The sequence below is a fragment of the Mesorhizobium sp. GW821-FHT07A06 genome, from assembly GCF_059419085.1.
The window spans coordinates 115,077-129,361 of sequence record NZ_JBWKRC010000002.1 but is presented as its reverse complement, the minus strand read 5'-3'; the positions used below and the strand labels follow the sequence as shown (position 1 = coordinate 129,361).

Here is a 14,285-nt window from a genome sequence, read left to right as displayed (position 1 = left end):
GCCGCACCGATGGACCGCCTGTGGGCCGAGAACGATGATTCACGGCTGACCGGCGACCCATCGCTGGTCGTCGACGTCGCCGGCTTCGAAGGTCCGCTCGATCTCTTGCTGCATCTTGCCCGCAACCAGAAGGTCGACCTGGCGCGCATTTCCATCCTGGCGCTGGCAGAGCAATATCTGGCCTTTGTCGAGACGGCGAGGACGCTGCGCCTCGAGCTTGCCGCCGATTATCTGGTGATGGCGGCGTGGCTGGCGTTCCTGAAGTCGAAGCTCCTGATCCCCAAGCAGCCTGGCGAAGAGGGCGAAAGCGGCGAGGAACTGGCGGCGGTGCTGCAATTCCGCCTGAAGCGGCTAGAGGCCATGCGTGACGCGGCGTCGCGTCTCGTCAATCGCAACCGGCTCGGTCGAGACGTGTTCGCGCGCGGCATGCCCGAAATGGTCATTATCGAGAAGCGCAACACCTATTCGGCGTCGCTCTACGACCTCTTGACCGCCTATGCCCAGCAGCGGCAGAAGCAGGCGATCACAAATGTGACGATCGCCAGGCGCGGGGTCTGGTCGCTCAAGGACGCGCGCGACATCCTGACCCGGCTGATCGGCTCGTTGCGGGACTGGACGGCTCTCGACAGCTTCCTCATCCAATATATGACCAGCCCTGAAGAGCGGCGCACGGCGATCGCCAGCTCATTCGCGGCGACACTGGAATTGGTGCGCGAGCGCAAGATGGATGTCCGGCAGGACGAAGTGTTCGCGCCGATCTATCTGCGCGATCACCGCGCACCGGCAATCAAGGCAGTCGAGGTTGCATCATGAGCGAACGCGCCAACGCTTCGGTTATCCCCTTCAAGGTGGATGATGGGCCGGATGAGGGCGATCTCGACCAGGCTTCGCCCCAGAATCAGCCCCAGAATCCGGCCGAGCGCCTGCATATGTCGGAGGCCGTGCGCATGGCCGAGGCGATCGTGTTCGCCAGCGCCGAACCGGTAAGCGAAAAGCAGCTCGCCGCGCGCCTTCCCGACGGCATCAACATCGCCCTCGCAATGGACGAGTTGCAGCAGATCTACGCCCGGCGCGGCGTCAATCTGGTGCGGGTCGGCGACGCCTGGGCGTTCCGTACCGCCGGCGATCTCGCCTTCCTGATGAGCCGTGACACGGTGCAGCAGCGCAAGTTGTCGCGCGCGGCGCTCGAAGTGCTGGCGATCATCGCTTACCACCAGCCGGTGACGCGCGCCGAGATCGAGGATATCCGCGGTGTCGAGACTTCGAAGGGCACGCTCGACACGCTGCTCGAGACGGAATGGGTGCGCATGCGCGGCCGTCGCAAAACGCCCGGCCGTCCCGTCACCTACGGCACCACCGAAACCTTCCTCGACCATTTTGCGCTCGAGGAAATCCGCGATCTTCCCGGCATGGAGGAACTGAAGGGCGCCGGCCTGCTTTCGGGCCGCATGCCGTCGAATTTCTCCATTCCGCAGCCGCCGGCCGACCCCGACACGCTCACCGAGGACGAGGATCCGCTGACCGATATCGACCTCGAGGAACTCGGCTTGCTGACGCCGCGCGTCACGGAAGATTGACCACTGGCGCTCTGTCCAAGCGCGCCGATAGATCGTAGATGCGCCGATTGGTAGCGGGCCAGTGAGTCGAAAAAGCGTGACATCCGTCACCCTTTCATAAACTCTGTCGCTGTTGTGTTTGAATCCCAACGCGAAAACGCATAGATCATCGCCAGGGAAAACATTCGAGAGAGATTTGCTATGGGTTCATTTTCGATTTGGCACTGGATGATCGTGCTGGTGATCGTGCTGCTGGTGTTCGGCCGCGGCAAGATTCCCGAGCTGATGGGTGACATGGCCAAAGGCATCAAGAGCTTCAAGAAGGGCATGGCCGACGATGACGTCGCCGACGACAAGCGTACCGTCGAACACCGTGCCGACGAGACCGTTTCGGCCGTGAAGGAAAAAGCCAGCAAGAGCTGAGCCAAAAAGTTCTAGTCGGAACAAAGTGCCATGTTTGAAGTCGGCTGGACCGAAATGCTGGTGATCGCGATCGTCATGATCGTGGTCGTCGGGCCGAAGGATTTGCCCAATATGCTGCGCACCTTCGGCCGCACGACGGCGAAGCTGCGCGCCATGGCGGCCGATTTCCAGAAACAGTTCAACGACGCGCTCAAGGAAGCCGAGCTCGACGACGTCAAGAAGTCGGTCGACGAACTCAGGGGCCTCAGCCCTATTGCCGAGATCAAGAAGCAGCTCAACCCGTTCGAGCAGGCGGCGGCCGATGTGCGCGCCGGCGTCGATGCGGCGATGAAGCCGAAGCCTGCCGCCGATCCGTCCACGCCAGCAGCTTCGACGCCGCTGCCGGCCGAGCCGTTGAAGAATGGTGCAACGGAAATGCCTGGCGTCAGTGTGGCGGGAGCCGCGGCGCCAACACCGATTTTCCCGGCGATGACCGATGAATCGGTCGTATCGGCACCCACGGAAGCGGCCGCGGCGCCAAAGGCATCCGCGGCCAGGAAGGCTTCCAAGTCGGCACCGGTGGCAAAAGCGCCGGCCAAGGCCTCGACATCCGCGAAGACTGTGACGGCAAAAGCCGCACCAGCGACAAAGGCCGCGACAGCAGCAAAGCCTGTGACCGCCGCTGCGAAGAAGCCCGCCGCCGCCAAGGCGACTGCCGCCAAGGCCGTGGCGAAAGCCGAACCGAAACCCGCGCCCGCGAAGAAGCCGGCGACCAAGAAGACGGCTGGAGCCGCCAAGTGAGCGTTTCGGACAAGGAAAAGGACGAGATCGAGAAGTCGTCGGCACCGCTGATCGAGCATCTCATCGAGTTGCGCCGCCGGCTGATCTGGTCGCTTGGCGGCTTCTTCGTCGCCTTCCTGGTGTGCTTCTTCTTCGCCAAGAAGCTGTTCAACCTTCTGGTCGTTCCGTTCAAATGGGCGACCAAGTGGGCGGGTCTCGATCCGCACAAAGTCGAACTGATCTATACCGCGCCGCAGGAATTCTTCTTCACGCAGGTCAAGCTCGCCATGTTCGGCGGCATGGTGATCGCCTTTCCGCTGATCGCCACGCAGATCTACAAATTCATCGCGCCCGGCCTCTACAAGAACGAGCGCAACGCCTTCCTGCCGTTCCTGATCGCGTCGCCCATCCTGTTCCTGATGGGCGCCTCGCTGGTCTATTTCTTCTTCACGCCGATGGTGATGTGGTTCTTCCTCGCCATGCAGCAGGCCGGTACCGACGAGCAGGTGCAGATTTCGCTGCTGCCGAAAGTGTCGGAATATCTCAGCCTGATCATGACGCTGATCTTCTCCTTCGGCCTGGTGTTCCAGCTGCCGGTGGTGACCAGCCTGATGACCCGCGTCGGCATGTTGTCGTCCAAGGCGCTGGCCGAGAAGCGCAAATGGGCGATCGTCATCGCCTTCGTCGTCGCGGCGGTGCTGACGCCGCCCGATCCGATGAGCCAGATCGGTCTCGCCATCCCGACCATCCTGCTCTACGAGGTCGCCATCTGGTCGGCCCGGCTGATCGAGCGCAGCCAAGAGCGCGAGCGCCTGGCACGCGAGAAACAGGAAGCCGGCGAGACCGTGGCGGACAAGGCACCGGACGAACCTCCGGCGCCGGCAGCCTCGTAAGACATCGGCTGCCGCGGAAAACGACAACCGCCGCCCAGCCTCATCTTGCATCGATCAAGGATGCGGTTTACGCCCTCTGACTGAAACGCATCGCCATCAAGGCGGTGCGTTTCAGTTTTTGTTTTGAGCATGTCGTTGTCCCAAACCGCTGCGCACTTTTGGGCGACATGCCACCCGAGGACGGATAGACCATGCTTGACATCAAATGGATTCGCGACAACCCGAAGGCCCTTGTCGAGGCGCTGGCCAAGCGCTCGTGGTCGGCGGCGGAGGCGCAGTCCACGGTCGATGATTTGATCGCCAGGGACGAGGCGCGGCGCGAGCACGTCACCGAGCTGCAGACCAAGCAGGAGCGCCGCAACGCCGCCTCCAAGGAGATCGGCAACGCGATGCGTTCGGGCGATGCCGCCCTTGCCGAGAAACTCAAGGCCGAAGTTGGCGAGATAAAAACCTTCATCCAGAACGGCGAGGCGCGCGAGCGCGAGCTCGACAAGGCGCTGAACGACGCGCTGGCTGTGCTGCCCAACGTGCCGCTCGATGACGTGCCGGTCGGCAAGGACGAGCACGACAATGTCGTCAAGCACATCGTCGGCAAGGTGCCGACGCGGCCGAACTGGGTGAAGGAGCATTTCGAGATCGGCGAAGCGCTCGGGATGATGGATTTCGAGCGGGCGGCAAAGCTGTCGGGCTCGCGCTTCACGGTGCTGAAGAGCGGCCTGGCGCGGATGGAACGCGCGATCGGCCAGTTCATGCTCGACCTGCACACGACCGAGCATGGCTATGAGGAAGTCATCCCGCCACTGATGGTCCGCGACGAGGTGCTTTTCGGCACCAACCAGCTGCCGAAGTTCGAGGAGGATCTGTTCTTCACGCCGCACGGGGAGGGCAGGCTTGGTCTGATCCCCACCGCCGAGGTGCCGCTTACCAATCTCGTGCGGGAGGAAATCACAGCGCATGAAAAACTGCCGCTGCGCTACACGGCGCTGACGCCTTGCTTCCGCTCGGAAGCAGGCTCGGCCGGACGCGACACGCGCGGCATGCTGCGCCAGCACCAGTTCTACAAGGTCGAGCTGGTGTCGATCACCGACCAGGAATCATCGCTTGCCGAGCATGAGCGGATGACCGAGTGTGCCGAAGAAGTGCTGAAGCGGCTCGAACTGCCGTTCCGCACCATGGTGCTGTGCACCGGCGACATGGGTTTTGGCGCGCGCAAGACCTATGACATCGAGGTCTGGCTGCCCGGCCAGAACGCCTATCGCGAAATCTCGTCCTGCTCGGTCTGTGGCGATTTCCAGGCGCGCCGCATGGACGCCCGCTACAAGGACAAGGATGGCAAGGGCAATCGCTTCGTCCATACGCTCAACGGCTCGGGCACCGCTGTTGGCCGCGCTCTCATAGCTGTCATCGAAAACTACCAGAATGAGGATGGCAGCGTAACCATTCCTGAAGTGCTGCGGCCTTACATGGGCGGTCTGGAAAAGATCGAATCGAAATAATGCGCATTCTTTTGACCAATGACGACGGCATTCATGCCGAGGGCCTGGCGTCGCTCGAACGCGTCGCCCGCACGCTCTCCGACGATGTCTGGGTGGTGGCGCCGGAGCAGGACCAGTCAGGCTATGCGCATTCGCTGTCGATCTCGGAGCCGTTGCGGCTGCGCAAGATCGGCGAGAAGCATTTTGCCGTTCGCGGCACGCCGACCGACTGCGTCATCATGGGGGTGAAGAAGATCCTGCCCGGTGCGCCCGACCTGATCCTGTCCGGGATCAATTCCGGCGCCAATATCGCCGACGACGTGACCTATTCGGGAACCGTCGCCGGCGCCATGGAAGGCGCGCTGCTCGGCATCCGCTCGATCGCGCTCAGCCAGGGCTACTCCTATGTCGGCGAGGATCGCGTCGTCCCCTACGAGACCACCGAAGCGCTGGCGCCGGCACTGCTGAAGAAGCTCGTCGCGACGCCGCTGCCGGACGGTGTGCTGCTCAACGTCAATTTTCCGAACTGCCTTCCAGAGGAGGTTGCCGGCACGGTGGTCACCTCGCAGGGCAAGCTCGTGCACAGCCTGTGGGTCGACGAGCGCCGTGATGGGCGCGGGCTGCCTTACTATTGGCTGCGATTTGGCCGCGAGCCAGTCGAGGGCAAGCGAGGCACCGATCTCTACGCCCTGCGCAATCGCCTGGTGTCGGTGACGCCCTTGCAGCTCGACCTCACCGCGCATGAGATCCGTGACCAGCTGAGCAAGGCGCTTGCATGAACCTGCCAATCGATGACCGCGAAGGATTTGCCGCTTTCCTCCTGCGCCTGCGCGGCAGGGGAACCGTGCCGAAGGCATTGATCGCGGCTTTCGAGGCGACGCCACGGCGAGGTTTCCTGGCGGCGCAGTTCCACCAGATCGCCTGGTCCGACCGCATGCTGCCGATCGAGTGCGGCGAGGCGATCGAAGGCGCGGATATGCAAGCAGCTGTTATCGCGGCGCTTGCCATCGAGCCCGGCAATCGCGTGCTCGAGATCGGTACCGGCTCCGGCTACACGGCGGCGGTGATGTCGCGGCTGGCGGCACGGATCGTCACCATCGACCGCTACAAGACGCTTGTCGAACAGGCCAGGCAGCGCTTCGAGGCGCTTGGCATCGGCAACGCCATAGCGCGCCAGGCTGACGGCTCCGGCGGTCTGCCTGCCGAGGGGCCATTCGACCGCATCGTCGCCTGGGCTGCCTTCGACAGCCTGCCGCGCTTCCTGCTCGACCAATTGTCGAGCGGCGGCATCGTCATCGCACCGATCGGGCCGGAAGAGGGCGAGCAGGTGCTGGCCAAGCTCACCAAGGTCGGCAGCCGTTTCGAGCGTGAGGATATCGGTCTCGTGCGGCTGCAGCCGATCCTGCGCAGCGTCGCCGCGGTGATCTAGGCGCCTCCGGCGCACTCGAAAATGTTTTAAGAAAATTTTCGTCGGATTCTAATGGGTTAACCGCCCAGTAACATTAACGCGCTTTAATCCTGTCTCAGTTGGTGCAGAGTTTGTGCGGGTTAGTGCGATGCAACTCAATGTTTTGAAGGCAAATGGTCGCAATCTGGCGCGGGGCTGCGCCGTTCTCATGATTGCAGGCGCGGCCGCCGGGTGCAGTTCCCAGGCGTCGCGGTTCAACAGTGTCGACGACGTCTTCACTTCCTCGACCAACAATCAGCGCACCATCATCAACAAGCAGGATGCCGTGCAGCCCTATCCGGGCGATGTCTCGGCAGCCCCGCTCGACGGCACCCACACGCAGTCGGTCAGCCGCTCCAGTCTAGAGCCGGTCTCCAGCCGGCCGCTGCCTCCGCCCGTTTCAGCCCAGGCGCAACCCGCTCCGGCACTCGCGCCTGCGGCCAATCCCGTGCGTGTCGCATCGGCGCCGGCCATGGTTCGGCCCGCTCCTCATCTCGACAGGACGACGACCAGCACTGTCGAGCCGGCCGCGAAGCCATTCAAGAGTGCCCAGCCCGACGCGCCGAGGATGGCGCAGGCCGGCACACCGCATGCGACCGAGATCGTCGTCAGGGACGGCGAGACCATTTCCGGCCTGGCGGCGCATTACAAGGTGCCGGCCGATGTCATCATGAAGGTGAATGGCCTGAGCCCGACCAAGGGGCTGAAGACCGGCCAGAAGATCGTTATCCCGGCCTATGCTTATTCCAGCAAGGCTGAGCCGAAAGTCGCTGATGGGAAGCCGGTAAAGGATGGCAAGCACGACTTGCCGGCCACCGCGCCGGACAAGGTTGCCGTTCTGCCGCAACAGCCGAAACTCAAGGAGGGCAAGTCCGCCGCTCAGGTCGATGCTTCGGCCGCCGCGAGCCAGCCCAAGGAGCCCAAGCCCGCGCAAGTGGCCAAGGCAACCGGCGGCGCCGGCACCTACACGGTCCAGTCGGGCGACACGATGTCCTCGATTGCCAGGAAGACCGGCGTTGGCGTCGTGGCGCTGAAGCAGGCCAACGGCATGAAGGACGGTTTGCTCAAGATCGGCCAGACCCTGAAAGTGCCGGCCGGCGGAACGGCGACGGTCGCCAGTGCAAAGCCGGCGAAAGTCGATCCGGTGACCACGGCAACCACGCAGCCTCCTGCAAAGACCACGCCGTCGGAAACGCTGGCGTCCTACACGCCGCCGAAGAAGGATGCGAAAGTCATCCAGCAGGCCGAGGACGATGAAGCGGTGGCGCCCGACGCCACGGGTATCGGCAAGATGCGCTGGCCGGTGCGCGGCCGGGTGATCTCAGGCTTCGGATCCGGCAAGGATGGCGTCGACATCGCCGTGCCCACGGGCACGCCGATCAAGGCGGCCGAAAACGGCGTCGTCATCTACGCCGGCGACGGTCTCAAGGAATTCGGCAACACGGTGCTGGTGCGCCACGAGAACGGCCTGGTCACCGTCTACGGCCATGCCAGCTCGATCGAGGTGCAGCGCGGCCAGAAGGTCAAGCGCGGCCAGGAAATCGCGCTTTCGGGCATGAGCGGCACGACGGACTCGCCGAAGCTGCACTTCGAAGTGCGCAAGAACTCGGCGCCGGTCGATCCTTCGACCTATCTCGAATAGAATAAAAAAAGCGATTTGCGGGCCGTCTGACCTCCAGTCCGGCCCGCCGGCTCAGCCCGTTCCGCGAGGAGCGGGCTTTTTCAGTTGTGAAAAATGCCCGCCCGCAAGCCTCAGAGATGATCAAGGAGCGTGTCGGCGATCATCTCCTCAAGGCTGCTGGCCTTCACGCCGAGAAGCGTCTCGGCGTCCGAGGAGTCGACCAGCAAGGGACGTTCAAAGAGGTAGCTCATTTCGATGAGTTCGTGCATGCCCAGAGCCTCCATCTCGGGGACGGAGTAGGAACGTGTCTCTGGGATCTCTTGCCCGAGCATCGCCGCGGTTTTCTGGATGAGTTCCCGAGGGGAGGCGTATTGCGAGGGAACGTGAAACGCCCGTCCCCATTCACCCGTGTAGCGGGTGGCCGCGACCAGTGTCCTGGCGACGTCCTTGGTGAAGGCCCAGGCGTGGGTTGCGTCGAGGTCTCCAATGAAGGCGGTAGGCTTGCCCTCGATGATGGAGGGCAGCGCGACCAGTGAGAAATAGCTGATTGCGCCATGTCCGAGATAGTCGCTGGACCGTACTTCGATGGCCGGTACATTGGCGCGGACCGCCCGCTGCCACATGATCGTCCGGGCGGTTCCCTTTTTCGAAGTCGGGTCCAGAGATAGGTCGGAGCGAAGCGGGCTATCGGCATTTGCCCCGTAACCATAGAGGTTTCCGAGCACGATGAGCTTCGCGCCGACCGCTTCCGCCGCGCGCACGGTGCCGTCGATGATGGGGAAAAAGTCGGTCGGCCACCGATGATATGTGGCCATGGCACACATGAATATGGCCTCGGCGCCCTGGCAGATACGCGCCAGTTCCGAGGCATCCGTGGCGTCGGCCTGTATGGCCCGCACGTTGCGCAGTGCGTTCGAGCCGACACTTCGGCTCGTGAGCACGACGTCATGTCCTTCTTCGCCAAGAAGGCGAGCGGTCTCGCGTCCAACCGGGCCCGCGCCGACAACAACATAGAAACTCATGGCAACCTCTCTTCAAGCTGATGGAGAGGCGTGAGTACCGGTTGCCGGCATTGAAAATCGCGCGGGAATTGCCAAATCTTGGACAGGTTTTGCCATGAATCGAGAGAGCATGCGTCCGCAATTCGCTCCGGCCCGATCCTCCTCCGACGTAACAATGATCTCCCGGCATATCGAGGCCGGTGTCCATCGTCTGCCGCGGGCGCCACACCACCGCATCATGGTGCATGCAAGCGCGGCGACGCGCTCCTACTGCAATCAGGTTGGGCGATATTTCGTCAGGCGCGCCGGCGACATCGACCTGGTGCCGGCTGGCGAGGAGGGCGGCTTCGAGGCTGAAACCCCGTTCGACACGATTGAGATTGTCTTGCAGCCAGCCCTGATGGAAAGGGTGGCGGCGGAACTTGGCGGCAAGGCGCTGACAACGCGGCTCGACACACGCCATTTGCTTCGTGACCAACGCATCGAACATCTTGCTCGAGCACTCCAGAGCGATCTCAATGCCGGCGCGCCGAGCGGCTCTCTGTTTGCCGACAGCATTGGCGCCGCACTCGCGGTCAGGCTGCTTGGCCTTGATGTTTCAGACATCGATCGAACAAACCGGCTGTCGGATACCCAGCTCAAGCGCGTCCTGGAGCACATTGAAGTCGCCCTCCATGAGCCGCTTTCGATTCATCGCCTGAGCAGGGTTGCCGGCGCGAGCAGCTCGCACTTGCGGACATGGTTCAAGGTGGCAATGGGCATCACCCTGCATCGCTATGTGTTGCGACGCCGCGTCGAACGCGCGCGCGTTCTGCTGCAGCAGGACGATCTCAGCACAAGCGAGGTCGCGGAACTGACGGGCTTCGCGCACCAGTCACACCTGGCGCACTGGATGCGCCGCGAGATTGGCCAGACGCCGCGCGACTTGCGACGGGCGCGGCTGCCCAAGTGACATCCCGGAATTTGCCTTGGCGATGCCTCAATCCTTCAGCGGCCTGCCAAGCCGGCCGGCTAGGTCCTGTGTGAACTGCCAGGCGACGCGACCCGAGCGGCTGCCGCGTGTCGTCGCCCATTCCAGCGCCTCGGCGCGCAGCTGCTCGGGATCGATGTCGAGGCCATGATGGCTGGCATAGCCGTTGACCATCTCGAGGTAGTCGTCCTGCGAGCATTTGTGGAAGCCGAGCCAAAGTCCGAAACGATCGGACAGCGAGACCTTTTCCTCGACTGCCTCGGACGGGTTGATGGCTGTCGAGCGCTCATTGTCGATCATGTCGCGCGGCAACAGATGGCGGCGGTTCGAGGTGGCGTAGAAGATGACATTGGCCGGGCGCCCCTCGACGCCGCCCTCAAGAGCTGCCTTCAGCGACTTGTAGGACGTATCGTCGTGATCGAAGGACAGATCGTCGCAAAACAGGATGAAACGGAAGGGGGCTGCCTTCAGCAAACCCATCAGCTTCGGCAGCGTGTCGATGTCCTCGCGGTGGATCTCGATCAGCTTCAGCGGCAGGTCGGATTTGGCGTTGTGTGATCTGGCCTTGGCATTGATCTCGGCATGCACGGCCTTGACCAGCGACGATTTGCCCATGCCGCGCGCGCCCCACAACAGCACGTTGTTGGCCGGATGGCCGGCGGCGAAGCGCTCGGTGTTGTCGACAAGGATGTCGCGGACACGGTCGACGCCCCGGATCAGGCCGATATCGACGCGGTTGACCTTGCGCACCGGCTCCAGATAGCCCGGCTCCGCCTGCCAGACGAAGCAATCGGCCTCACCAAGGTCGGTTTCGGGCACGGGCGGCGGGGCGAGGCGGCTGACGGCCTCGATCAGGCGGTCAAGTTTCTTGTTGAGGGCGTCGATGGTGCTGTCGGTCATTTCAGGTCTTTTGGTTCGTTTCCATGGGGCGGGCAGGTAGGACCCGTTCGATTCCGTCAGGTTCGAAACCGGTTCCAACCTTTTGTTCGAGCGTGATCTTTTCCGAAAACCGGCTCGCGCTTTTCGCGATCATGCTCTAACACGGCCCGGCAGGCCGGAAAAGCAGCCGATTTGCCCGGCCGCGCAGTTGCATTGACAACTTTACCGACTATATTCCGGCCAAATTTCAAGGGGCCGCCAAACTCCGCAGGACGGTTGGCGGCTGTTTTCAAAATTCAGGAGTACTCTCGATGTTCGTGACACCGGCATACGCCCAAGGCATCGGCGGCACCTCTCCCGATATGCTCATCAGCATTTTGCCGTTTGTCCTGATTTTCGTGATCATGTATTTTCTGATCATCCGCCCGCAGCGCACGCAGCTGAAGAAGCGCGGCGAGATGCTGGCGGCGGTCCGTCGCGGCGATACTGTCGTCACCGGCGGCGGTTTCGTCGGCAAGGTGACGAAGGTGATCGACGACAATGAGCTCGAGATCGACCTAGGCGGCGGCACCAAGGTGACGGCGCTGCGCTCGACGATCGCCGACGTACGCGTCAAGGGCGAACCCGTGGCGAACCAGAACGCCAAGAAATAACCTAATTCCAGGCGGAGCGATCCGCGGACACGCTCTGACGGACGACGCCATATGCTGTATTTTTCGCGCTTCAAGATGATCCTGATCTGGGTGGCCGTGGCCATCACAGTGATCCTCGCCGCGCCCAATCTGTTCTCCGCCAGCACGCTGGCCCAGCTGCCGAGCTGGGTGCCGAAGCGGCAGATGACGCTCGGCCTCGATTTGCAGGGCGGTTCACACATCCTGCTCGAGATGAACCAGAACGATCTGATCAAGGATCGGCTGGAGACGACGCGTGACGAAATCCGCACGCTGCTGCGTGACGCAAAGATCGGCTATACCGGCCTTGGCGGCACGGGGCGTACCTTGCAGGTTCGCATCACGGATCCGGCGCAACTCGATGCCGCCAAGAAGGCGTTGAAGACCTTGACCGATCCGGTCGCGGCCGGCCTGTTCACCGGCGGGTCGATCCAGGAAATGTCGCTGGACGATTCCGAGCCGGGCCTGCTCAAGTTCACCGTCACCGACGCCGGAATCAAGTACCGCACGTCGACCGCCTTGGCGCAATCGATCGAAGTGGTTGAGCGCCGCGTGAACGAACTCGGCACCACCGAGCCTATCGTGCAGCGGCAAGGCGACGACCGCATCCTTGTTCAGGTGCCTGGCCTGCAGGATCCGCAGCGGCTGAAGGAAATCCTCGGTCAGACCGCGAAGCTGACCTTCCAGATGGTCGACCAGTCGATGCCGGTGCAGGACGCGCTCAAGGGTCGCCCGCCCGCCGGCTCCTCGGTGCTCTATTCCCAGGACGATCCGCCGGTTCCGTATCTGATTGAAAACCGTGTCATCGTTTCGGGCGAAAACCTCGTCGATGCGCAAGCGACGTACAATTCGCAGAACAACGAGCCGGTGGTTTCATTCCGCTTCGATTCCAAGGGGGCCGCGCGCTTCGGCCAGGCGACGTCGCAGAATGTCGGCAAGCTGTTCGCCATCATCCTCGACAACCAGGTGATTTCGGCGCCGCAGATCCGTGAGCCGATCCTCGGCGGCACCGGCCAGATTTCAGGCAATTTCACCGCCCAGAGCGCCAACGATCTCGCCGTGCTTTTGCGAGCCGGTGCGCTGCCGGCGACGCTGACGGTGATCGAGGAACGCACTGTCGGTCCGGGCCTTGGCCAGGATTCGATCCATGCCGGCAAGGTCGCCGGCATCATCGGTTCGATCCTCGTCGTTGCCTTCATGTTCGTCGCCTACGGCTTCCTCGGCTTCCTCGCCAACATCGCGCTGGCGGTGCACGTGGCGATGATCGTCGGACTGTTGTCGCTGCTTGGGGCGACGCTGACCCTGCCCGGTATTGCCGGTATCGTGCTGACCATAGGCATGGCCGTCGATTCCAACGTGCTGATCTACGAACGTATCCGTGAGGAGCGACGAGCTGGCCGCTCAGTGATCCAGGCGATCGACACCGGCTTCTCGAAGGCGCTGGCGACCATCGTCGATTCCAACGTCACGTCGCTGATCGCCACCGTGGTGCTGTTTTATCTCGGCACCGGTCCGGTGAAGGGCTTTGCCATCACTTACGCCATCGGCATCCTGACCACGGTCTTCACCGCTTTCACCTTCACGCGCCTGCTGGTATCGATCTGGCTGCGCCGCGCTCGCCCGAAGGAGCTGCCGAAGGCGCCGGTGACCTTCATTCCGCCAGGCACCAAGATCCCCTTCATGGGCATCCGTCGCTGGACGTTCGCGCTGTCGAGCTTCCTGTCGGTGTTGTCCGTGGTGCTGTTCATGACGGTCGATATCAATTACGGCATCGACTTCAAGGGCGGCTCGATGATCGAGGTGAAGTCCAAGAGCGGCGACGCCAATCTCGGCGATATCCGCGCCAGGCTGATGGAACTCAACATCGGCGAGGTGCAGGTGCAGCAGTTCGGCGCGCCGAACGACGTGCTGATCCGCGTCGGCACGCAGGATGGCGGCGAGAATGCCGAGCAGACGGTCATCGACAAGGTGCGTGGCGAGCTGCAGGACCAGTATGATTTCCGCCGCGTCGAGGTTGTGGGACCGACGGTTTCCGGCGAACTTGCCAAGCAAGGCACCATCGCCATGCTGGTCGCGCTGGTCGGCATCCTGGTCTATGTCTGGTTCCGTTTCGAATGGCAGTTCGCGGTCGGCGCCATCGTTGCGACCGTGCACGACGTGGTCATGACGCTCGGCTTCTTCGTCATCACCGGCCTTGAATTCAACCAGTCGTCGCTGGCGGCGATCCTGACCATTATCGGCTATTCGCTGAACGACACGATCGTGGTCTATGACCGCGTCCGCGAGGATCTTCGAAAATACAAGCGAATGCCGCTACCGCAGCTGTTGAACAACGCCATCAACGAGACGCTGTCGCGAACGACGCTGACCTCGGTGACGACGATCCTGGCCTTGCTGGCACTGGTGCTGTTCGGCGGCGAGGTCATCCGCTCCTTCACCATGGCGATGCTGTTCGGCGTCGTGTTCGGCACCTATTCGTCGATCTTCATCGCCGCACCGCTGCTGATCCTGTTCAAGCTGCGGCCGCAGGCCACGGCCGACGAGGAGAAGCCGGTCGGCGGCGGCAAGGCGGTCGCGACCTGACGCGCGG

The 14,285-nt window shown here is 62.8% G+C and carries 14 protein-coding genes; 12 read left to right on the top strand and 2 right to left on the bottom strand.

Translation table 11 applies throughout. The features are described from left to right. The first annotated feature begins 9 nt into the window (after positions 1-9). The 9 genes from AC07SZ_RS06090 to AC07SZ_RS06050 all read left to right on the top strand — a co-directional run bounded on the left by AC07SZ_RS06090 (position 10) and on the right by AC07SZ_RS06050 (position 8,195). On the top strand, positions 10-813 hold the full coding sequence (locus AC07SZ_RS06090) for a segregation and condensation protein A (protein WP_056573419.1): 804 nt from the start codon (positions 10-12) through the stop codon (positions 811-813). After that, complete coding sequence (scpB, locus tag AC07SZ_RS06085) at positions 810-1,577, top strand: SMC-Scp complex subunit ScpB (protein ID WP_056572370.1); 768 nt, start codon at positions 810-812, stop codon at positions 1,575-1,577. Before AC07SZ_RS06090 ends, scpB begins: the two co-directional genes overlap by 4 nt. A gap of 180 nt (positions 1,578-1,757) precedes the next feature. Further along, complete coding sequence (locus AC07SZ_RS06080) at positions 1,758-1,979, top strand: twin-arginine translocase TatA/TatE family subunit (RefSeq protein ID WP_010909892.1); 222 nt, start codon at positions 1,758-1,760, stop codon at positions 1,977-1,979. A gap of 30 nt (positions 1,980-2,009) precedes the next feature. Then, positions 2,010-2,759: a Sec-independent protein translocase protein TatB gene (gene tatB / locus AC07SZ_RS06075; protein ID WP_056572368.1), complete on the top strand. Its 750-nt coding sequence runs from the start codon at positions 2,010-2,012 to the stop codon at positions 2,757-2,759. After that, positions 2,756-3,631, top strand: a complete 876-nt coding sequence (gene tatC, locus AC07SZ_RS06070) for a twin-arginine translocase subunit TatC (protein WP_019858559.1) — start codon at positions 2,756-2,758, stop codon at positions 3,629-3,631. The genes tatB and tatC overlap by 4 nt, the downstream gene beginning before the upstream one ends. 191 nt (positions 3,632-3,822) lie before the next feature. Continuing rightward, positions 3,823-5,127 (top strand): serine--tRNA ligase, encoded by a 1,305-nt coding sequence (gene serS, locus AC07SZ_RS06065; protein WP_056572367.1) that lies wholly within the window; start codon positions 3,823-3,825, stop codon positions 5,125-5,127. Continuing rightward, entirely contained in the window at positions 5,127-5,885 is a 759-nt protein-coding gene (gene surE, locus AC07SZ_RS06060) for a 5'/3'-nucleotidase SurE (RefSeq protein ID WP_056572365.1), read from the top strand. Before serS ends, surE begins: the two co-directional genes overlap by 1 nt. Then, a complete protein-coding gene (locus tag AC07SZ_RS06055) occupies positions 5,882-6,535 on the top strand; it encodes a protein-L-isoaspartate(D-aspartate) O-methyltransferase (protein WP_056572364.1) in 654 nt (217 codons plus the stop codon). Before surE ends, AC07SZ_RS06055 begins: the two co-directional genes overlap by 4 nt. Positions 6,536-6,662: 127 nt before the next feature. Then, on the top strand, positions 6,663-8,195 hold the full coding sequence (locus AC07SZ_RS06050; RefSeq protein WP_056572362.1) for a peptidoglycan DD-metalloendopeptidase family protein: 1,533 nt from the start codon (positions 6,663-6,665) through the stop codon (positions 8,193-8,195). A 110-nt stretch (positions 8,196-8,305) separates the two neighbouring features. On the opposite strand, the gene AC07SZ_RS06045 is transcribed toward AC07SZ_RS06050, so the two are convergent. Further along, a complete protein-coding gene (locus AC07SZ_RS06045; RefSeq protein WP_172373542.1) occupies positions 8,306-9,196 on the bottom strand; it encodes an NAD-dependent epimerase/dehydratase family protein in 891 nt (296 codons plus the stop codon). 109 nt (positions 9,197-9,305) lie between these two features. On the opposite strand from AC07SZ_RS06045, the gene AC07SZ_RS06040 reads away from it, so the two are divergent. After that, positions 9,306-10,127 carry a helix-turn-helix transcriptional regulator gene (locus AC07SZ_RS06040; protein WP_494913733.1) on the top strand — a complete coding sequence of 274 codons (822 nt, stop codon included), beginning with the start codon at positions 9,306-9,308 and terminating at the stop codon, positions 10,125-10,127. Positions 10,128-10,154: 27 nt separating this feature from the next. Here the strand turns inward: AC07SZ_RS06040 and AC07SZ_RS06035 are convergent, their stop codons facing one another. Next, positions 10,155-11,045, bottom strand: a complete 891-nt coding sequence (locus tag AC07SZ_RS06035) for an ATP-binding protein (RefSeq protein ID WP_056572356.1) — start codon at positions 11,043-11,045, stop codon at positions 10,155-10,157. Between the two features lie 290 nt (positions 11,046-11,335). Here AC07SZ_RS06035 and yajC point away from each other — a divergent pair, with 290 nt between their 5' ends. Both yajC and secDF read left to right on the top strand, forming a co-directional pair. Then, positions 11,336-11,677: a preprotein translocase subunit YajC gene (yajC, locus tag AC07SZ_RS06030; RefSeq protein ID WP_056572354.1), complete on the top strand. Its 342-nt coding sequence runs from the start codon at positions 11,336-11,338 to the stop codon at positions 11,675-11,677. A 51-nt stretch (positions 11,678-11,728) separates the two neighbouring features. Next, positions 11,729-14,278, top strand: coding sequence for a protein translocase subunit SecDF (secDF, locus tag AC07SZ_RS06025; protein ID WP_056572352.1), 2,550 nt, complete (start codon positions 11,729-11,731; stop codon positions 14,276-14,278). Positions 14,279-14,285 lie beyond the last annotated feature (7 nt).